The following is an 18,503-nucleotide window of genomic DNA, read 5'->3' as shown; positions in this document are numbered from 1 at the left end:
TCCTCTCGGGTGCCCCAACCGGGCGATCAAATCCTCTAATGGACTACTGATCAGAGGGAAGCCGAGTTCACGGTCGGCTCATTAGGAATACTTTCGGAGTATCGGATTGACGGATCATCAAAAAGTGAACGACGTTAAGGAGCGGCCATGGCAGCTGCGCATCGGAGAACATCGAGAAGGTGGCTGGGGGTGTTCACCGCCGGTCTCCTCGCCACGGGGTCGGTCGTCCTCTCGTCCCCCGCCCACGCCACCGACTCCGTCGCGGCGAAAGACCCCTCACCCACCCTCGCCGGCGCCATGGGGGCCTTCCTCGATTCGGGCGCGCTCGGGGTCGCCCGCATCGAGCAGCTGGAGCGCTGGCTCGGCGGCCACGAACTCCGCGTCGGCCACACCTACCTCCCCGGCGAGCAGTGGAGCAGCATCGAGGGACCCCCGGGCTTCCTCGACGCGTGGGCCGACTGGCGCAACGAGAGGGCCGACCGCCTCTTCGTCCTCAACGTGCCCATGCTGGAACGGAACGAGGCCGGCGTCTCCGACCACGAGGTCCGCCGCCAGCTCCAGCTCGGCGCCGCCGGCTACTACGACCACCACTTCAAGACCCTCGCCGAACGCCTCGTCGGGCTGAACGCCACCGACACCGTCATCGTCCTCGGCTGGGAGATGAACGGCACCACCTACACCCACCGGTGCGCGCCCGACCCCGCCGCGTGGAAGAAGTACTGGAACCGGATCGTCACCGCGATGCGCTCCGTTCCGGGCCAGGAGTTCCGCTTCGACTTCAACCCGAGCCGCGGCCGCGACGCCGTCCCGTGGACCGAGTGCTACCCGGGTGACGACGTCGTCGACATCATCGGCATGGACTCGTACGACCAGCCGCCGGGAATGAGTTTCGACCAGCACGTCAGCGAGCCGTACGGGCTCCAGAAGCAGGTCGATTTCGCGGCCGAACACGGAAAGGAGATCTCCTATCCCGAATGGGGACTCTTCCGCAACGGCGACAATCCCACGTACATGCGGCGCATGCTGGAATGGATGAAGCAGCACAAGCCGCTCTACCACACGATCACCGATTACTGCCCGCACGGCGTCTGGCAGTGCGACGACAATCCGCAGTCGTCCCTCGTCTTCCGCCAGGCGCTCTACGGCGCCGAGCCGGAACTCCCGACCGATCCCACGGACCCGGTGGACCCGACGGATCCCACGGACCCGGTGGACCCGACGGATCCCACAAAGCCGGAACCGAAGCCGGAACCGAAGCCGGAACCGAAGCCGGAACCGAAGCCGGAACCGAAGCCGGAACCGAAGCCGGAACCGAAGCCCGAGCCGAAGCCCGAGCCGAAGCCCGAGCCGAAGCCGGAACCGAAGCCCGAGCCGAAGCCGGAACCGAAGCCGGAACCGAAGCCGGAACCGAAGCCCGAGCCGAAGCCGGAACCGAAGCCCGAGCCGAAGCCCGAGCCGAAGCCCGAGCCCAGCTGTTGGACCGTGAATCTCGGTTCGTGGGTGGAGAGTTGGATCGGTGGGCCCGTCTGTGTGCCGAAGGACTCGTGGAAGGACGAGGTCGATCTCGACTGGAAGGGCGCGTTGAAGGGGGTCTGGCCCTTCTGACCGGCCGGACGGTCACGGCGGCGGCGGAGTTCATCCGCCGCCGGAGGGGGTACGGCCCGGGAGCCGGTCGAGGGCGCGGCGGAGCCAGGCGTGCCGGCGGGCCTGGCCGGCCGCCCAACGGCGGGCGTCGGCGGCGCCGGCGCGAAGCCACAGCAGCGGGGCCGTCCCGCGGCCGGCGAGGAGGAGGCGCCGGTTGCGGACGGGTTCGGGGCGCCAGTGCTGTTTGTACGACTCGCTGCCCCGCAGCATGCTGAGGGTGGCGCGGCCGCCCGCGCTGGTCTCGCGGGCGCCGTGGCGCAGGAGCATGGCGGCGACGTCGACCTTGCGGGCCCGCAGGGCCGGATCGGCGCCGTACAGGTAGCCGCCGGCGAGCCGGGGCGACATGAGGGTGAGGTCGGCGGCGACCACGTCCCCGGCGAGCCGGAACTCGGTGACCATCGCGTCGCCGCGCTCGACCATCGGCCGTACGGCCCGGGTGAGGTGCTGGGCGAACCGCCGGCTGGTGTGCTCGGCGGTCACGCCGCGGCCCTGCCACTGGAGCCGGTGGAGCGCGAGGAGCCGGTCGAGGGCGGCAGGGACCTCCTCCCCGGAGACGATGTGCGCGTCGATGCCGAGCGCGTCCAGCTTCCGCAGCTTGGCGCGGACCCGCTGGGCCTTCCCGGAGGGGATCCGTTCGAGCAGCCCCTCCATGGGTACGGCGGGCAGCTCCAGGCACAGCGAGTCGGGCAGCCGCCGCCGCGGGCCGCGCCAGTGGGCGAAGACGCGCTCGCTGGCCGCCCCGGGCCGTACCTCCCGGAGGTCGACGACCGCGCCGCGGGCGGCCCGGGACAGCCCCCGGGCCAGGGCGGGCACGGCCTCGGGGCAGTCGTCGTCGAGGAGCACGTCCGTGAAGTCGGTGATGGTGCCCCCGAGCTGGGTGAGCACGGGCAGCGGTCCGCGGGCGCGCATCAGGGGCGCGGCGGCGACGAGTTCGCCGTCCTGTCGTCGTACGAGCACCACCCGCAGCGCACCGGGCCGGCCGTACGAGAGCCACCAGGAGTGCAGCCAGGAGTGGGACTGGAAGGGGGTCGCGGCGGAGCAGCGTCCGTACAGCGCCGTCCACTCGGCCGCGAGGCGCCCGAAGCCCTCCTCGTCACGGCAGATCTCGATCCGCAGGGTTCTCGGGGTCACACCGCCTCCGGCTGGTGCGTGGCGACCGCCGGGGCGGGCACCGCGGCGGAGGAGGCGGGGGCCGCGGCCTGCCGGGAGTGCCGGGCCTCGCCGCGGGCCGTACCGCGCTTCGGGCGGACCAGCAGGACCAGGCCGCCGAGGAGTCCGCCGGCACAGCCGCCGACGAGGGCGGAGAGCGGCGCGGAGGGCGAGACCGGGGCGAGGGGCTTGGTGGCGCGGGAGAACTGGACGACCTTCACACCGGTGCTGCCCGCGACGTGCGTGCTGTTCAGGACGAGCGCGCGGGCCACGCCGTCGGCCATGGACACGGCCTTCGAGGGCCGTTCGGCGCGGGCCGTGATCGAGATCATCGGGGCGTCGGGGGACGTCGCCGCCTGCACGCTCTTGCGCAGGGTGTCGGCGGTGACCCCCGCCCACACCTGTGCGTCGCCGGTCACCGCGATGTCGGTGGCGACCCGCCCGTACGCCTGGGCGAAGCCGAGCGCCGCCGCCGGGTCCGACTTCTCGGCCGGTACGACGATGACGTAACTGGTCGCCGCGTACTGCGGGGTCTTCAGGGCCCCGTAACCGCCGCCGAGGGCGGCCCCGGCGAGGACGGCGGCGGGCAGCACGGCCCAGCGGCCGGGGGCGCGCAGGCCGGCGGGGAGTAGGGCGCGGGGTGGGGTGGTCTTCATGGGCGTGGGCTCTCTCACTTCGCGGGGGACGGGGTGCCGTGGAAGGACTGGTCGTAGAGGGACATCAACTGCCGTGCGCTGTGCGCGATGTCGTAGTGGCGGGCGGCCGCCGGTGCGGGCAGCCGGACGAGCCGGGCGTCGCGGATCCCGCGCAGCGCGGAGACCAGCTCGGGCACGGACTCGCCGATCCGGCGGGCGCCCGGTGCCGCGTCCGGCGGCAGGTCGTCGATCGCCGGGCAGGCCACGTACAGCACGGGCAGGCCGGCGGCGAGCGCCTCGACGACGGCGAGGCCGAAGGCCTCGTCGGGGGAGGTGGACACGAAGACGTCCATCGCGGCGAGCAGTTCCGGCAGGGACGGGCCGGCCGATGCGGCCGTCGGCGGGTCCTCGCAGGCCCCGGCGAGCAGCACCCGGCCGGCCGCCCCGCACTCCCGGGCCACCCGCAGCAGCTCCTCGCGGTGTCCGCCCTCGCCGACGAGGAGCAGCCGGGCCTCCGGCACCGACGCCACCGCCCGGACCAGCCGGTCGAACCGCTTCCCGGGCGCGAGCCGCCCCACCCCGCCCACCACGTAGGCGTCGTCGGGGATGCCGAGGGCGCCCCGGGCGCGGCGGCGGGCGGCCGCGTCGAAGGCGAAGCGGTCCGTCTCGATGCCGTTGGGCACGACCCGGATGCGGGCCGGGGGCACCCCCCAGTCGGCGAGCCGGCGGGCCACGCTGGGCGAGACGGCGACCGTGGAGGTGCCGAGCCGCTCGGACGCGAGGTACAGGGCCCGGGTGCCGGCGGACAGCGGCCGCCCCTCGATCTGGGTCTCGCCGAGCGAGTGCTCGGTGGCGATCACCCGGCGGACCCCGGCCAGCCGGGCCGCCGTCCTGCCGTACACGCACGCCCGGTAGAGGTGCGTGTGCACGAGGTCGTAGCGGCCCTGGCGGACGATGCGGGCGAGCCGGGGCAGCGCGCCGAGGTCGCGGTTCCCGGCCATGCCCAGGTGGGTGACGGGGGTGCCGTCGGCCTCGATGCCCGCGGCGACCGCGCCCGGGTTGGTGAGGGTGACCACCCCGCTGCTGACCGGGAGGTGACGGAGCAGCAGCCGCAGCTGCTGTTCGGCGCCGCCGATGCCGAGTCCGGTGATGACGTGCAGGACTTTCACGACGCACCGACCGCGGTCAGGGCCTGCCGGCCGGCGACCAGATCGGCGGGGTGGCGGCGGCGCAGCGGGTGCAGGGCGCGTTTGGCGGTGAGCCGCCAGGAGGTGTCGTCCTCGCCGATGTGGACGCGGGGCAGGGCGTACGAGCTGGTGTGCGGACCCGGGTCGATCGCACAGGCGTAGCGGTATCCGGCCTTCCGTACGGCGTGGATCGCGCGCGGGTCGACCTGCCCGTACGGGTAGCAGAAGCCGTCCACCGGAGTGCCGGTCATCTCCTCCAGGAGCTCGCGGCTGCGCCGGGTCTCGGCGGCGAGCACCGTGTCGTCGGCCTCGGTGAGCGACACGTGCGTCAGGCCGTGCGAACCGATCTCCATGCCGGCCCCGGCGATCCGCAGGATCTCGTCCTCGGTCAGGAGGCGCTTGCGCGGCCCGTCGGTGTCCCAGGCGTTCTCGCCGCCGAGCCGCCCCGGCAGGACGTAGACCGTCGCCGTGAAGCCGTGCCGGCGCAGCAGCGGAAGCGCCGAGTCGAGGAAGTCCGCGTAGCCGTCGTCGAAGGTGAGGCCGACGAGGCCCTTGGCGCGCCCCGCGGCGGTGGCGTCGAGCAGCTCCCGCACCGACACCCCGCGCAGTCCGCGGTCGCCCAGCCAGTGCAGCTGCCGGGCGAAGCGCACGGGGGAGACGGTCAGCCGGTACGGGTCGTCACCGGCGTCCGTGATCGAGTGGTACATCGCCACCCACAGGGGCGGTTTCACCCACAGGGGCGGCTTCGGCAGCAGACGGCGCAGCGCGGTGGCGGCGGGCATGGGGGGTCCTCCGGGCGGAGCGGGGCAGGGGTGGAATCTCGGGCGCTTTGACGGCGCAGGCGATGAAGAGCAGGAAGACGCCGCAGACGGCCAGGCAGGCGACGGCGACGGCGAGGGCGGCGGGGCCGATCGCGAGCTGGCAGAGCCAGCCGACGCCGGTGGCCCACGCGCCCGCGGCGGCGAGCCGGAGGAGGCCCTCGCCGAGCCGGTCTACCCGGACCGGGACGGCCTGCCGGTGGGCGCCGCGGAGCAGCAGGACGGCGGTGACGGTGATCCCGAGGGCGTTCGCGGCGGCGATGCCGACCGCGCCCCAGTAGTGGGCGCCGGGGACGCCCGCGGCGGCGGTGGTGGCGAGGCCCGCGGCCATGGCGGCGGCCGGGTACCAGAGGGGGCGGGCGGCGGAGAAGTAGCAGCGGACGAGGGCGCCGACCATCGTCTGGCCGAGCAGCCCCAGGGCGTAGACCCGCATGACGGCGGCGGTGGCGGTGGTGTCGGCGGCGCTGAACTCGCCCCGCTCGAAGAGGAGTTCGACGATCCTGGGGGCGGCGGCGATCACGGTCGAGGCGCCGACGAGCACCACGACGGCCGCGAGCAGCAGATCCCGCTCGACCCGGCGGCGGGCCGCCTCGGTATCGCCCGCCGCCAGCGCGCGGGCGACCACCGGGAAGCTGACCGTGCACAGCATCAGCGAGAGGATCATCGGCATCTGGGCGACCTTCTGCGCGTAGTTCAGGTGCGAGATGGCGCCGGCGGGCAGCGGGGACGCGAGGAAACGCTCGATCAGGGTCTGCGACTGGCGGCACAGCGAGAACGCGACGACCGGCGCGATCAGCCCGAGGAGCACGATCCGGCCCTCGCCCGCGTCACCGGGCGCGAGCGTCTGGGGCTCCCGCGTCGGCACCGGCCGGGTCCGCAGTTCGCGCAGCAGCGACGGTGCCTGCACGAGGACCATCAGGACGCCGCCCACCGCGACCCCGGCGGCGGCCGAACGCACCCCCCACGGCTCGCGGAACAGCAGGATCGTGCCGATGATGCCGATGTTGTACGCCACGTAGATGGTGGCCGGCGGCACGAAGCAGCCGTGCGCGCGGAGCGCCGCCGAGCAGTACCCCACGAGCGCGAACGACAGCACGCACGTCCCGGTGAGCCGTGTGCAGTCGACCGCGAGCCCCGGATCGGGCAGCCCCGGCGCGAGCGCGGACACGAGCAGGGGCGCGGCGGCGACGAGGAGCGCGGCCGCGCCCCCCACGGTCAGGGCGAGCCGGGGGAGCGTGCCGCGCACGAGGGCCCGCACCGGGTCGCCGAACAGGCTCCCCGAACGCCTCGCCAGCGCACGGGAGAAGGCCGGCACCAGGATCAGTGCCATCGCGTCCTCGATCAGCAGCGTCGACGCGAACTCGGGCACCGTCCACGCCACCAGGAACGCGTCGGTCTCCGTGCCCGCCCCGAAGTACCCCGCCAGGATCTGGTCCCGTACGAGCCCCAGGAGCGCCCCCAGCGCGGTGAGCGCGGCGGTCACGGCCGCGGCCTTCGCCAGGAACCCCCGCCCCTGCGTCCGGTCGCCCTTCGAGCGCGGCGCACGTCCCCGGGCATGCGCCCGCCGCCCGGTGGGGCGGGCCGGCGCGGCCTGGGGGAGACCGCGTACGGCCTCGGTCACCGCGCCCGCCGGCCCCGGCAGCAACGCGGCCCCCGGGGCCCACGGGGAGTCCGTGGGCCCCGGAGGCGCGGTGGGCCAGGGGTCGGTGAGCGGTGCGCCGCAGGGAGGCCGGGGCGCGGGGCGCGGTCCGTCGTGCCACGGCGTGTCCGTGGGTTCCGGTTCACCCGCCCACGGGTCACGCACGCCTCACCTCCGCCAGCGCCCACCAGGCCGCCAGACCCAGCACGACCGACATCAGGACGGTCGAGGGGCCGCCGATGTCCGCGTAGAAGAAGTCGATGAGCTGCCAGGCGAGCAGACCGGCCGCGACCAGCGCGCAGTCCGCGCCGAGGCGCCACCGGCGCAGCGCCCCCACCAGCAGCGCCACCCAGCTGCCGGCCAGCGCGAGGAGCCCCACCAGGCCCTGCTCGCTCAGCACCAGGAGGTACATGTTGTGCGGGGAGAGCAGCGGCTGGCGCGCGAAGGCGGCGCCCGCGCCGGCCGTGTCGCTGCCGGAGGAGAGCGCGAGGGAGGCGTTCGAGTCGCGGTACGCGGGGAAGCCCTTCAGCCCGACGCCCGTGACCGGCTCCGACCGCCACATCCGCCCGGCCGCCGCCCACATCGTGTACCGGTCGGTCACCGACTGGTCGGGCGCGGCCGCCACCTGCGTGATGCTGGTGACCCGCTCCTTCACCATCGCCGAGCCGATCCCCAGACCGCCGACGAGGACCACGCCGAGCGCGCCCGCGGCGAGCGCCACCCGGGCCGCCCGCCGCGGCCCCGACAGCAGCAGCTGGATCCCGCAGGCGAGCACGGTCGCGATCCACGCGCCGCGGCTGAACGACAGGACCAGCGGCACGAAGAGCAGGCACGCGCAGACCAGCGCCGCCGTCCGCGTCCGGCCCGGCGCGCTGCCGAGCGCGATCCCCGCGGCGACCACCATCCCGTACGCCACGACCGTCGCCATGCCCATCACGTCGGTCGCCCCGAACGTGCCGACGGCCCTGATGTCCTCGCCCTGGTACGAGGCACCCGTCCGCGTCAGGTACTGCACGACCCCCACCGCGCCCTGGAGCAGCGCGAAGGAGACCAGGCCCCAGGCGACCACGGCGAAGTCCCGCCGGTCGCGGATCGTCAGGAGCACGGCCGCCGGCACGAGCACGAAGATCTGCACGTAGCGGGCCACGCCCGGCAGGCTCGCCGCCGGATCGTTCGAGGTGATCGCCGCCAGGCAGATCCCGAGCACCGGCAGGCCGAGGACCACGGCCGCGGTCCGGGTCAACGGCCGGGCGCCGCCGCGCAGCACCCGGACGAGGCAGATCACGACGAGGAGCCCGGAGGCGGCGTCCGCGACCGTCCCCGTGCCGCCGGTGCCGCCCTGCGCCCCGCCGCCGCCCGGGACGAGCAGCAGCGCGATCACGGCGAGCACCGGGGACAGCGCGCCGGCCCGCTGGACCCACTCCCGTACGTCCGCGGTCTCCTCCGCCACGGGGGCCGCCGGCGCCGTCGTCACGGCCGTCGCCATCCTCAGCTCCCCGTGGGCCGGACGAGCCCGGCCGCGGTGCGCAGCAGGATGCAGACGTCCTGCCAGAGCGACCAGTGGTCGATGTAGTGGTTGTCGAAGCGGCAGCGGTCCTCGATCGAGGTGTCGCCGCGCAGACCGTGCACCTGCGCCAGACCGGTCAGTCCGACCGGCATCCGGTGGCGCGCCGCGTACCCGGCGTGGATCTTGCTGAACTGGGCGACGAAGTAGGGACGTTCGGGCCGGGGCCCGACCAGGCTCATGTCGCCGCGCAGCACGTTCCACAGCTGAGGCAGCTCGTCGAGCGAGCTCTTGCGCAGGAATCCGCCGGCCGCGCTCATCCGCCGGTCGCCCGCCACGTTCCAGCGGGTCGCCGACTCGTTGTCGTCGGACGGCCGCAGCGTACGGAACTTCAGGAGGGTGAAGTGGCGGCCGTGCTGGCCCACCCGCTCCTGCCGGAAGAGCACGCCGGGACCGTCCGAGAGGCGTACGGCGAGCGCGCACAGCAGCAGCACCGGCAGGGCGAGCGCGAGCGCCGGGGCGGCCAGCGCGATGTCGAGGGCCCGCTTGGCGGTCAGTCCGCGCCGCTCGGCCGGACCGGCGACCTTGTGCCAGGCGTGCCCCCACAGGTGCTCGGCCATCGGCCCGTCCTGGTGCCGGCCGCCGACCCGCCAGGTGGTGCAGCCGTAGTGCTGGAACAGCGTCATCAGACCGGGGTCGTCGTCCAGGAACACCGCGTCGCGCACGGTGTTCTGGATGACGGCCCGATGGATCTCCTCGGTCGTGGTGAGCACCGGAAGCCCGGCCTCACCGGCCGTCCGGGGAGCGCCGCCCTGCTCCGGTACGCCGACGATCCCGACCGGCCGCACCCCGTACTCGGGGTGCTGGGCGACCGACGCGGCGAACCGGCGCGCGGCCCCCGTCCCCCCGATGACGAGCGCCGACCGCGGATGGGCGCGCGCGATCCGGCGCCGCCGAGCCAGCACCACGGCGCGGACCAGGCACACGACGGCGACGTGCGTGCCGTACGCGGCGCAGAGCCGCAACGGCCCGATCGCGAGCGCCGGGGAGTACGCGGCGGAACCGGCGGCCGCCAGACACCAGACGACCCCGGCCCGGGAGGCGAGCGCGGGCAGTTCGTCCAGGGCCCGGGCGTACGCGGGCGGCCGGTAGAGCCCCGCGCGGCCGTCGAGGACCAGGACGAGCACCGCGACCGGCAGCAGCAGCCGGACGTCGTGGTGCGCCGCGCCGAGGAGGGAGGCCGCGGCCAGGAAGGCCAGACCGTCGACGGCCACGAGCGGCGCCACGCCGGAACGCGGCCGGACCCGGCGGTGGCGCGGCAGCGCGAGCCGGTCGGTGGTGCCGCGGCGCGGCGCGAGGGAGGCGAGGCCGAAGGCCTGGCCCGCCGTGGGCCAGGGGCCCGGCGAGGAGGGAACGCTGGTGCTTTCCGTGGTCACTGCGCAATCGGCTCTCTGTGCTCGGCCCCCCGCACTCCGGCCAGTTCGCGGTAGACGTCCGCGATGGCCGCGCCGGTGCGCCGGACGTCGAATCTGCTGAGTACGTGCTCGTGGGCCTCGCGGCCCAGGCGGTGCCGCAGCTCCGGCCGGCCGAGGAGGCGGCCGAGAGCGGCGGCGAGCGAGGCCGGGTCATCGGGAGGGACCAGGCACTCGGGTGCGTGGGCGGGCGGGAGGCTCTCCCGGGCGCCGTCCACGTCGCTGACGACGACCGGCCGGCCGCTCGCCATCGCCTCCAGGGGGGCGAGCGCCATCCCCTCCCAGCGGGACGGCAGGACGACCACGTCCGCCGCCCGGTACCAGGGGGCGGTGTCGTCGACGGCCCCGGTGAACCGCACCGAGGGACCGGCGGCGGCGCGCAGCCGTTCGGCGTCCGGGCCGTCGCCGACCAGCACGAGCCGGGCCGTGGGCGTCTCCGCGAGGACGGCGGGCCAGGCGGCGAGCAGCACGTCCTGCCCCTTCTGGCGGCAGAGCCGGCCCACGCAGACGACGGTGGGGGACGGGTTGCCGGGCGGGCCGTCGGTCGCGAACCTGGCCACGTCCACCCCGTTGTGGACGACCGACCAGTCCGCCACGACCCCGGCGGCCTCGCCGGTACGCCGCTCGGCCTCGCTCACGCAGACGATCCGGTCCGCCCAGCGGGCGCCGAACCGCTCCCAGCGGCGGGCGAGCGCGGCCGTGGTCCCCTCGACCGCCTCGAACGACCAGGCGTGCGGCTGATACACCGTCGGAACCCTTCCCCGCAGCGCGAGTCGGGAGCACAGCCCGGCCTTGGCACTGTGCGCGTGGACGATCCCGGGCCGGACCGCGCGGATCAGCCGGGCCAGTTCCCTTGTCTCGCGGACCAGTTCGGGACCGGGGTCCCGGCCGGCCCGCCAGTCGTGGGCCTCGGCGCCCTCGGCGCGGACGGCGGCGGAGAGGGCGGTGCCGGGCGGACAGGCGACCGCGACCCGCAGACCGGCGGCGCGCTGGGCGCGGACCAGGTCGACGACGACCCGGGCGACCCCGCCGTCACCCGGCTGGACCGCGTGCAGGACGGTGACGGACGCGGGGTCCGTATCAAGTGGTGACAGCACGTCAGCGCCGGACGTCCGCCTGGAGGAAGAGCGCACCGAGCCAGACGGTGTCCTTCTCGCTGCCGAACCGGACCTCGACACGGTCGCCCCCCTCGCGCAGTGCACCCTGCAGATCGAAGACGTCGGAGTCGTACCCCAGGGTGTTCGTACCATCGGGGAAGCGGACCGTACGACCGGCGCCGAATTCGGTGATGCTGGAGTTCATGACGTCTTCCGCGGAATTGGCGGAATCGGAGAGCCGGGTGCTCTTCGCGCGGCTCGTATCCACCGCCAGGTAATCCCCCGAAGTGCCTCGGTCGCCGTCATAGGCGATGACTCCGAGCTGCCCTCCGGTCCCCTTGGGGAAACGGTTTCCATCGACCGGGACGCGGAGCCCTCCGCTGCGCGGACCGACCGTTTCGAAACCGTCCCAGACACCGATCCGGCGCAGCGGTTCCGATGCCTTCTCGTACGCGGCGACGAGCGTCCAGCCACCCCAGCCGCCCACCGCGGAAAGCCCCTTGGCCACGTTGACCTGGGCGACCGTCCACTGGCCCGGCTGCGCCGAGCGGACCAGCTCGGTGACGTCGGCGGACGCCTGGAAGGCGTCGGCACCGTCCGCCGCGCGGTGCCCGATCAGGGAGTCGGCGAGGAGGGCCTTGTACGAGCCGCCCGGCTCGGCGATCAGCACGCGGCCGTTGTCCTCGGGCGGCTTCTGCTCGCCCACCCGGAGGTTGCCGCCCCAGTAGAGACGGGCCCAGCTGACCCGCGCGCCCGCGGGCACCCGGAGCTCGGCGCGGCTGGAGTTGTACGTGTTGGGGTCGCTGTCCACGTCGACGTACGCGATCGTCGCGCCGTCGTTCACCGACTCGGTGCCCTTCGCGCCCCTCGCCGAGGAGTTCGCGGCGCGCACGACCCCGCCGTGCTGCACCGCCTCGTACCGCGCGGCGAAGGGGACGCGGGCCGCCTCCCGGGGTGGCTGGGGAGCGGTGGCGGAGGCGACCGGCAGCGCGGCGGTCAGCGCCGCACACGACAGGGCGCACAGCGCGCTGCGACGCACGGCGGGAATCGCAGAATTCCGCATACAGGTTCTCCGCTTTGATGAGAGAAGAGAGGGAAGACCCGAGATGGCCGGGCGGGAGGAAGGTGTCGTCCGCACGAAATGGGTGAACGCGCGGCGGGCCCGGAAGCAACGTTCGGGAACGTTATAACCCCGATGCGGGGCGATAGTAAGCATTAGATGCCCGGAAACGCTAACTCCCGTATCCATGAGGCCGGTTCCTCGTTGAGCGTGTTGCGCCATTCCACGCCCAGTCCCTCGAATGGCCCTCTTATGGCCCAAAGATCGGTTGAACGTCACCCGTTCGGGAGAGCAACCGATGAAATCCCGGGGCGTTGTTGAGGGAGCCGGGCCGAACAGTCCGCGCAGTCCGAGTTGGATGAATTCGATCGAGGAGCACCTCCCCATGTCCCGTATCGCCAAGGCCGTTGTCCTGACCGTGGGTGCCGCCGCCACCGTCGCCGGTGCCGCCGGTGCTGCAGCAGCCGACGCCGGCGCCGAGGCCGCGGCCGTGAAGTCCCCGGGTGTCGCCTCCGGCAACGCCATCCAGGTCCCGATCAACATCCCGATCAACCTGTGCGGCAACACCATCAGCGTCGTCGGCGCGCTGAACCCGGCCTTCGGCAACGCCTGCATCAACCGGTGATCTCGCACGCCTGATCGGTCCTTCCGAAGCCGGTGCGCCCACCCCGACGGGGGTGGGCGCACCGGCTTTTCCTTGCCGGCACTGGTTCGGTACTCGTTCGGCCGCACCCTCGTGCGCCGTTCGGTGCAACGGCGTACGCCCCTCAGGGGACAGGCCGCGGGAGTGGATTCACTCGAACGGAGGCGTGGCGCTCGGTAGTTCTGCGGTTGCGGAGCGCTATACCCGCAGGCACCGTGAGAGAGCAGTTGTCCGACGCATAAGGAAAAGGAACACATATGCGTCCCCTCGCTACACCCCGCCTCACCGCCCTGGCGATATCCGCCGTCCTCACCCTCGGCGCGGCGGGACCCGCCGCCGCCGGCGAGCACCATCCGTCCACCGCGGCCGACCGGGCCGCCCGCGCACCCCTCCCCGAAGCCGCCGCCCTGCTGACCCAGGCCGAGGCGCTCGGAGAACTCGGGTCCGTGACGACCCCCGTGACCGAACTCGTCGCCGCCGCGCTCAAGGCCGATTCCGGCCAGCTCCCCGCGGCCGACGCCGAGGCGCTCAAGACCAAGATCGCGGCCGCCGTCGAGCAGGCCAAGGGCGCCGCCCCGGCCCCGCTGCCGGACACGCCCGCCCCCGACGTCCCCGTCACCCCGCCGGAGCTCCCGGCCGCTCCGCCCGAGCTCCCCGCCACGCCGCCCGCACCCGAACTTCCGGTGACACCGCCCGCGGTGGAGACTCCGGTGGGCCTGCCGGTGAAGCCGCCCGTGACGCTGCCCGTCGCCGCCGGCGCGAAGGCCGCGACGGCGAAGGCCGCCCCGACGGACGTGGTGGACGACGCCCTCGCCACGGTCGAGAAGGCGGTCGCGGGACTGCTCGCCGCCGTCACCTCCGGTGACGCCGCCGGTGTCGTCCCGCAGGTCACCGCGACCCTGACGTCGCTGGTCAACCTGGCCGTCGCCACCGTGCTCGGCAGCGGACTGCCCGCGCCGGACCTGGCCGGACTGCCCGCCCTGCCGGCGCTCCCGGGCGGGGTGCCGGAGCTGCCGGTGGACCCGCCGGAGCTGCCCGTCGACCCGCCACAGCTGCCGGTCGACCCGCCGGTGAAGCCCCCGGTGGCGGTGCCCGACCTGCCGGTCAAGCCCCCGCTGCCGGTCCGGTAGTCATCCCCGCGTCCTGTGCCGGTCCGGCGTCCGCCGGACCGGCACAGGCGTGTGCGATCGGCAAATAGCACCGGTCCGCATCGATCGGGTGCAGTGTCGAGAAATCCTTCCTCCCGGAGTTTCCGGGGAGCGCACTCCTCGTTACAGAAGCAGAACGATGTGCAGGATTCGGCCAAGAACCTTGCGCAGCAAGTGACTTGAAAGTACAGAGGAAGGATTCATCCCATGAAGCCCACCAAGGTCGCCGCGGTAGTCGCCGGTTCGCTGATGGCTCTGGGGGCCGCCGCGCCCGCCATGGCCACGGAGGCGCTGACCCCCACCAGCCTGAACGGTGGACTCGAAGCGATCGCCGCCAATGGGCTGAAGACGGACGTGCTGAGCAGCACCACCGAGGGCTCCCCGGTCAAGAGCGTCACCGACGCGGCCAACCAGCTGAACGAGACCACCAAGGGCGCCCCGCTGCTCGGCGGCCTCCCGGTCCCCGGCGGCCTCCCGCTGGGCGGCTGACGTCACATCAGTCCCACTTTCCGTCAGGGCACTTGTGGCGGCTTCCGGGCCGCCTTGCCCCACGGTCGGCTGATCGAATGATTTTCTGATCAGCTGCCGTGTGGCCCCCGCGGTGCACCCTGCGCCGACCCATACCGTCTGGCCATCCCACGCGAACGTCGGCGTGGAGCAGGCCGGTCGGAGCGAGGGGGGATCCTCGCCGGTCTCTCCCTTTCTCCAGAGGAAGAGCGGTATGCGGTCCATCATCAGCAGGAAAGTACTCACCGCGGCGGCAGCGACCGGCATCCTGTCGCTGAGCGGCGGATTCGCCCTTGCCGCGGGCTCCCACGCCGGCACGGGCGACGGGTCGGGCCCCGCCGCCGGTCATGCCCAAGCCCCCCTGCCGCCTGAGGTCTGCGGCGAGAGCATGGAACTCGGCGGCTTCGTCGCGGAGGCCGTCGGTGACCTCTGTGCCCACGCGGAGGACCCCGACGGCTACGGCGACGAGCCCACCCACCCGCCGACGACGCAGCCGCCGACGCACCCGCCGACGACGCAGCCGCCGACCCATCCGCCGACGACGCAGCCGCCGACGACGCACCCGCCGACGACGCAGCCGCCGACGCACCCGCCGACGACGCACCCGCCGACGACGCAGCCGCCCACCGCTCCGCCGACGAAGCCGACGACGCCGCCCACCGGACCTCCCGAGCTCCCCGACACCGGCAGCGACGCCGCGCTCATGGGCGCGGCCGCGATCAGCGCGGCGCTGATCATCGGCGGCAGCGTCGTCTACCTCCGCGGCGGACGGGTCACCCGACGTCACTGACCCGACGGGTCACCCGACGTCACTGACCCGACGGGTCACCCGACGCCATCGACCCGAGGGGCCGGTACGCGTCAACGCGGGTCCTCGCCTTCACCGGTGAGGGCCCGCGCGTTGCTGCACATGGGTTAGTCCCGCCACGTTCCGGCCAAGGGGCTCGTTCACCTCACATGACTCTGCGTTCTCACGCGGGCATGGGACTCCTCATGACCGCACTCGCCTCCGCCGCCCTGGCCTCTCCCGCCGCCGCCGTCGAGGCACCGGTGATCGTCCCGCTCCAGGGCCTGGAGCCGGTCCTGCCGATGGACGCGCCGACCGTGGCGACCGGCGTTCCCGTACCGATGCCGGGGGCGCCCACCGGTTTCCAGAAGGGCCTCGGTGCGCTGCCGGACCTCACGCTGCCCAGCGTGCCGCTCACCGGCACCCTGCCGAACACCGTCGTCGACGCGCCGCTGCCCGAGCTCCTCAGGGGCAGCGAGCCCGGCCGGGCGCTGCTCAGCAGCCCGCACTCGGAGATGAAGGCCGCCACCCCCGGCGCCGTCGTCGGCAACCCGCTGGAGGCCCCGCGCGGCAACGGTCTCAACGGTCTCCCGGACCTGACGAAGCCCCAGGTCGGTCTCCTCGCCCCGGTGCTCAGCGGAGCCCTCGACCCCCAGCTGGGTCTGGCGTCGGACGGGCACTGACGCCGACGCCGCCCCCCGGGCGGGTGAAGACACGATTCTTCCCCGCCACCCCAAGGGCCCTCGCTCGTTGCAAGGAGAGGCTTGTCGCATGGCCGCGGCCCGCGGACCGAGGCCGTCCCGTCGTATCCGGCGGCGGACGGCATTTCGGCCCGCGGGCCATTCTTTCGATTTCCCATCCTCCCGTTCGGCCCAATGGCCGTGACCTGGAACGGATATGGGCGTTGAACGGGAATGACGGCCGTGATTCCTGCGGTCGCTTTCCACGTCCAAGGAGTTCTTGATGTCTCGCATCGCGAAGGCTGCCGCAGTTCTCGCCGGCACGGGTGCCGTTGCCCTCAGCGGAGCCGGCCTGGCCGTCGCCGACTCGGGCGCCGAGGCCGTCGCCGCCCACTCGCCCGGTGTCGCCTCCGGCAACGTCGTCCAGGTCCCGGTCCACGTCCCGGTCAACCTGTGCGGCAACACCGTCAACGTGATCGGCCTGCTGAACCCGGCGTTCGGCAACACCTGCATCAACGCCGACGGCGGCCACAGCGACGGCGGCTACGGCGGCTGACCCCCTCGCTCCACTCGTGTCCCCCCGGCCCGGCGGGCCGGGGGGACACGTGCGTGCGGCCGCTACGCGTAGCGGTAGACGCGGCTGTGGTCGAACATCTCCGCCGGGGTCACGCCCCAGGGCGCCATCGGCTGGTGACGGGCGGCGACCTTGCGGTACTGCGCGTCGCCCAGCGGAAGCGGCTCAGCCGGCAGGTAGGCGGCGCCGGGGTTGCGCTGCTGCCAGCGCGACCAGACCAGGTCGACGAAGGAGTGGTGCAGCCAGAACACCGGGTCGTTCACGGAGCCGCCGCCGAGCATCAGCCCGCCGACCCAGCGGTGCACCCGGTTGTGGATCCGGAACCGCTCGTTGCCGCGGCCCGGCGCCCAGCCCTCCAGGCGGTTGCGGAAGCCGGAGGCGCTCGTCGAGTTCCAGGGCGTCACGTCGTACACCCGCTCCCGCATCACCTCGTCCAGCTGGGCCCGCGTCGGGAGCGCGATCGGGTCGCGGGGGCGGCCGAAGTCCCTGGTCAGGAACCGGGTGTCGGTCATGGCGTACGTGATGTTCCACCGCCCGCCGGAGTGGGCGAAGGGGCCGGTCATCACCTGGAGGTCGGCGCGGCGGCCGTTGCCGCCCATGAAGTCCTCGCCCCAGATCGAGGACGCCGGGCTGTCGTCCCGGGTCCAGTCCCAGTACGGCACCGAGACCGTCGGGTCGACGCGGCGCAGGGCCCGCTCGAACTCCAGCAGGAACTTGCGGTGCCAGGGCAGGAAGCTCGGCGTCATGTGGGCGATCCGCAGCCGGCCCTCCCCGTCCGCCGAGTAGTAGTCGATGTGGGTCCGGACGAACTCGTCGTACGCGCCCGTGCGCTTGAGCTCCAGTACGGCGGCGACGAACTTCCGGCGCTCGGCGCCGGTCAGGTCGCGCTGGTTCTTACGCGTGTACACCACGCGGGCTCCCTCCCGTCGGGTCGGTGGGGACGCCGTGGGCGCCGGCGAACCGGGAGAGCCGGGCCGTGCCCAGCTCGTCCACGGCCGCGCGGGTGGCCGCCAGTGGCGTCGGGCAGGACTCGTAGTGGTCGATCGGGGTGACGTAACCGCCGTCGGCGCAGCGCATCAGGTGCAGTGGCCGGCCGTCGACGAGGGCGACCGGGGCGCCGTCCGGGCCGGTGAAGCCGAGCAGGTGGCGGCCCCCGTACATCTCGTCGAAGGCGTGCGGGTCGCGCGGGGCGCCCGACGGCGTGCGGGTCGCGATGCGGCCGAGGGCACCGCCCGTGAAAGCGGTGACGGCCAGAGCGAAGAGGGACCGCAGTGCGACGCGGCGCGGGACGATCATGAGTGATCTCCTGGTGGTCGGCTAATGCCCTCAGGGCACAACGATGAAAACCCGCGTTCGTTGCGGCGGAAATGCCAGCGGCGTGAATGTCGGCCGTTCGAGTGAAAACGGCGCGGGGAAAGGGTGGTTGGAGCATTAGCATCCGGATTCATGACCACATCCAACGTCGTTTCCTCGGCGCGCAGCGCCTCTCCGCTGGGAACTCTCACGGTGATCCCGTGGTCCAGCGAGCCCTCCGCCGACTCGGCCGGTACGCCGTTCCTCATGGCGTACTCGCTCGGCGACGGCCGGGACGGGCCGGAGGCCGGTCAGCAGGCGATGCGGGCGGCCCTGGAGTCGATGGGCCTCTCCGTCGGCGACCGGCTCTTCGATCTGGAGAAGGACGCCGGGATCCACGCCACGCTGCTCGTCGAGGGCGGCTCGGCCGTCCTCAACCTGCCCTTCCTGAAGGTGCAGTGCCCGGTGCCGGACGAGTGGCAGGAGGCCGCCCGCGAGCGCGGGCAGGTCTACCTCATCTGCTCGGTGCGTCCCTGGCCCGAGGCGGTTCCGGGGCAGCCGGTCGACGAGGCGCGGCTGCGCTCCTTCGTCTCCGACGAGGAGATGCTCGCGGACAGCGCCCACGTCCTGATGCCGGTCCGCCGACTGCAGGGCTGAGCGGGAAGG

At 73.6% G+C, this 18,503-nt stretch carries 19 protein-coding genes; 8 read left to right on the top strand and 11 right to left on the bottom strand.

All coding sequences use genetic code 11. The features are described 5' to 3' along the window. Positions 1 to 147: 147 nt before the first annotated feature. Positions 148 to 1,605 (top strand): glycoside hydrolase family 26 protein, encoded by a 1,458-nt coding sequence (locus OO54_RS27770; protein ID WP_033207668.1) that lies wholly within the window; start codon positions 148 to 150, stop codon positions 1,603 to 1,605. A 30-nt stretch (positions 1,606 to 1,635) separates the two neighbouring features. On the opposite strand, the gene OO54_RS27765 is transcribed toward OO54_RS27770, so the two are convergent. From OO54_RS27765 to OO54_RS27725, 9 genes are all read right to left on the bottom strand, one after another. Further along, positions 1,636 to 2,775, bottom strand: coding sequence for a GNAT family N-acetyltransferase (locus tag OO54_RS27765; RefSeq protein ID WP_033207665.1), 1,140 nt, complete (start codon positions 2,773 to 2,775; stop codon positions 1,636 to 1,638). After that, a complete protein-coding gene (locus OO54_RS27760; protein WP_033207662.1) occupies positions 2,772 to 3,449 on the bottom strand; it encodes a YveK family protein in 678 nt (225 codons plus the stop codon). Before OO54_RS27760 ends, OO54_RS27765 begins: the two co-directional genes overlap by 4 nt. A gap of 14 nt (positions 3,450 to 3,463) precedes the next feature. After that, the gene (locus tag OO54_RS27755; RefSeq protein ID WP_033207659.1) at positions 3,464 to 4,597 is read right to left on the bottom strand and encodes a glycosyltransferase; all 1,134 of its coding nucleotides are present in this window, start codon (positions 4,595 to 4,597) and stop codon (positions 3,464 to 3,466) included. Beyond that, entirely contained in the window at positions 4,594 to 5,397 is an 804-nt protein-coding gene (locus OO54_RS27750) for a polysaccharide deacetylase family protein (protein ID WP_033207805.1), read from the bottom strand. The genes OO54_RS27755 and OO54_RS27750 overlap by 4 nt, the downstream gene beginning before the upstream one ends. Beyond that, a complete protein-coding gene (murJ, locus tag OO54_RS27745) occupies positions 5,294 to 7,078 on the bottom strand; it encodes a murein biosynthesis integral membrane protein MurJ (protein ID WP_051787234.1) in 1,785 nt (594 codons plus the stop codon). Before murJ ends, OO54_RS27750 begins: the two co-directional genes overlap by 104 nt. A 151-nt stretch (positions 7,079 to 7,229) precedes the next feature. Next, entirely contained in the window at positions 7,230 to 8,558 is a 1,329-nt protein-coding gene (locus OO54_RS27740) for an O-antigen ligase family protein (RefSeq protein WP_051787233.1), read from the bottom strand. A 2-nt stretch (positions 8,559 to 8,560) separates the two neighbouring features. Continuing rightward, a complete protein-coding gene (locus OO54_RS27735; RefSeq protein ID WP_033207656.1) occupies positions 8,561 to 10,012 on the bottom strand; it encodes an exopolysaccharide biosynthesis polyprenyl glycosylphosphotransferase in 1,452 nt (483 codons plus the stop codon). Beyond that, positions 10,009 to 11,145 (bottom strand): glycosyltransferase family 4 protein, encoded by a 1,137-nt coding sequence (locus tag OO54_RS27730; RefSeq protein WP_033207654.1) that lies wholly within the window; start codon positions 11,143 to 11,145, stop codon positions 10,009 to 10,011. Before OO54_RS27730 ends, OO54_RS27735 begins: the two co-directional genes overlap by 4 nt. A gap of 1 nt (position 11,146) precedes the next feature. Then, positions 11,147 to 12,184: a DUF3344 domain-containing protein gene (locus OO54_RS27725; protein WP_418953274.1), complete on the bottom strand. Its 1,038-nt coding sequence runs from the start codon at positions 12,182 to 12,184 to the stop codon at positions 11,147 to 11,149. A 406-nt stretch (positions 12,185 to 12,590) separates the two neighbouring features. Between OO54_RS27725 and OO54_RS27720 the strand changes: the two genes are divergently transcribed. The 6 genes from OO54_RS27720 (at position 12,591) to OO54_RS27695 (ending at position 16,526) form a co-directional block, all read left to right on the top strand. Further along, positions 12,591 to 12,830 (top strand): chaplin, encoded by a 240-nt coding sequence (locus tag OO54_RS27720; RefSeq protein WP_200146730.1) that lies wholly within the window; start codon positions 12,591 to 12,593, stop codon positions 12,828 to 12,830. 275 nt (positions 12,831 to 13,105) lie between these two features. Beyond that, complete coding sequence (locus tag OO54_RS27715; protein WP_063738337.1) at positions 13,106 to 13,978, top strand: hypothetical protein; 873 nt, start codon at positions 13,106 to 13,108, stop codon at positions 13,976 to 13,978. Positions 13,979 to 14,203: 225 nt separating this feature from the next. Continuing rightward, on the top strand, positions 14,204 to 14,485 hold the full coding sequence (locus OO54_RS27710) for a hypothetical protein (protein ID WP_033207647.1): 282 nt from the start codon (positions 14,204 to 14,206) through the stop codon (positions 14,483 to 14,485). A gap of 232 nt (positions 14,486 to 14,717) precedes the next feature. After that, positions 14,718 to 15,293 carry a hypothetical protein gene (locus tag OO54_RS42555; RefSeq protein ID WP_051787232.1) on the top strand — a complete coding sequence of 192 codons (576 nt, stop codon included), beginning with the start codon at positions 14,718 to 14,720 and terminating at the stop codon, positions 15,291 to 15,293. 167 nt (positions 15,294 to 15,460) lie between these two features. Next, positions 15,461 to 15,973: a hypothetical protein gene (locus tag OO54_RS27700; RefSeq protein ID WP_033207645.1), complete on the top strand. Its 513-nt coding sequence runs from the start codon at positions 15,461 to 15,463 to the stop codon at positions 15,971 to 15,973. Between the two features lie 280 nt (positions 15,974 to 16,253). Continuing rightward, positions 16,254 to 16,526, top strand: a complete 273-nt coding sequence (locus OO54_RS27695; RefSeq protein ID WP_033207643.1) for a chaplin — start codon at positions 16,254 to 16,256, stop codon at positions 16,524 to 16,526. A 62-nt stretch (positions 16,527 to 16,588) separates the two neighbouring features. On the opposite strand, the gene OO54_RS27690 is transcribed toward OO54_RS27695, so the two are convergent. After that, positions 16,589 to 17,455, bottom strand: coding sequence for a tyrosinase family protein (locus OO54_RS27690; protein WP_033207640.1), 867 nt, complete (start codon positions 17,453 to 17,455; stop codon positions 16,589 to 16,591). Beyond that, positions 17,439 to 17,840: a tyrosinase family oxidase copper chaperone gene (locus OO54_RS27685; RefSeq protein WP_033207637.1), complete on the bottom strand. Its 402-nt coding sequence runs from the start codon at positions 17,838 to 17,840 to the stop codon at positions 17,439 to 17,441. Before OO54_RS27685 ends, OO54_RS27690 begins: the two co-directional genes overlap by 17 nt. Before the next feature lie 150 nt (positions 17,841 to 17,990). Between OO54_RS27685 and OO54_RS27680 the strand changes: the two genes are divergently transcribed. Beyond that, entirely contained in the window at positions 17,991 to 18,494 is a 504-nt protein-coding gene (locus OO54_RS27680; RefSeq protein WP_234439504.1) for a DUF5949 family protein, read from the top strand. Positions 18,495 to 18,503: the final 9 nt, after the last annotated feature.

Origin of the sequence: Streptomyces wedmorensis, assembly GCF_000716445.1 — a bacterium.
Lineage (GTDB): Bacteria > Actinomycetota > Actinomycetes > Streptomycetales > Streptomycetaceae > Streptomyces > Streptomyces wedmorensis.
The sequence above is the reverse complement of the archived record's forward strand: the minus strand, read 5'-3'. Positions and strand labels throughout refer to the sequence as shown.

Excerpts from the sequence above, each read along its gene's own strand:
- OO54_RS27770 (WP_033207668.1), top strand. The coding sequence starts at position 148 with ATGGCAGCTGCGCATCGGAGAACATCGAGAAGGTGGCTGGGGGTGTTC.
- OO54_RS27760 (WP_033207662.1), bottom strand. The coding sequence starts at position 3,449 with ATGAAGACCACCCCACCCCGCGCCCTACTCCCCGCCGGCCTGCGCGCC.
- OO54_RS27750 (WP_033207805.1), bottom strand. The coding sequence starts at position 5,397 with ATGCCCGCCGCCACCGCGCTGCGCCGTCTGCTGCCGAAGCCGCCCCTG.
- OO54_RS27740 (WP_051787233.1), bottom strand. The coding sequence starts at position 8,558 with ATGGCGACGGCCGTGACGACGGCGCCGGCGGCCCCCGTGGCGGAGGAG.
- OO54_RS27720 (WP_200146730.1), top strand. The coding sequence starts at position 12,591 with ATGTCCCGTATCGCCAAGGCCGTTGTCCTGACCGTGGGTGCCGCCGCC.
- OO54_RS27715 (WP_063738337.1), top strand. The coding sequence starts at position 13,106 with ATGCGTCCCCTCGCTACACCCCGCCTCACCGCCCTGGCGATATCCGCC.
- OO54_RS27710 (WP_033207647.1), top strand. The coding sequence starts at position 14,204 with ATGAAGCCCACCAAGGTCGCCGCGGTAGTCGCCGGTTCGCTGATGGCT.
- OO54_RS42555 (WP_051787232.1), top strand. The coding sequence starts at position 14,718 with ATGCGGTCCATCATCAGCAGGAAAGTACTCACCGCGGCGGCAGCGACC.
- OO54_RS27700 (WP_033207645.1), top strand. The coding sequence starts at position 15,461 with ATGACTCTGCGTTCTCACGCGGGCATGGGACTCCTCATGACCGCACTC.
- OO54_RS27695 (WP_033207643.1), top strand. The coding sequence starts at position 16,254 with ATGTCTCGCATCGCGAAGGCTGCCGCAGTTCTCGCCGGCACGGGTGCC.
- OO54_RS27685 (WP_033207637.1), bottom strand. The coding sequence starts at position 17,840 with ATGATCGTCCCGCGCCGCGTCGCACTGCGGTCCCTCTTCGCTCTGGCC.
- OO54_RS27680 (WP_234439504.1), top strand. The coding sequence starts at position 17,991 with ATGACCACATCCAACGTCGTTTCCTCGGCGCGCAGCGCCTCTCCGCTG.